Source organism: Lacinutrix sp. MEBiC02404 (assembly GCF_053601575.1).
Genome location: NZ_JBSHNV010000100.1, coordinates 1 through 282 on the forward strand (window position 1 = coordinate 1; position 282 = coordinate 282).

Below are 282 nucleotides of genomic sequence, written 5' to 3' on the forward strand. Positions count from 1 at the left end.
AAGCTGTAAGGTCAGGACCAATAGAATCGTTAAGAGTAAGTGTAGCAGTAACCGAAGAAGTATTTAAACAATCATCAGTAGCCGTATATGTTACTTGAATAGTTCCACCAGCACCACAAGTTGTAGCTAGGTTAGTGAAAACATAATCAGAAGTAATAGTTACATTAATATCATCCGCACAAGCTTGAAGTTCTACGATATTATCTGCATTCCAAGTATCTGCTAAAGTTTGGTTATTATCACCATCACATTCTATCGTTTCATCTACTACATTACAAGCAG

At 35.8% G+C, this 282-nt stretch carries 1 protein-coding gene; it reads right to left on the reverse strand.

Going from position 1 to position 282, the window contains the following annotated elements:
* Nucleotides 1-282 (reverse strand): hypothetical protein (locus ACVCXO_RS01060; protein ID WP_452227747.1); only part of this gene is annotated, 282 nt, incomplete at both ends.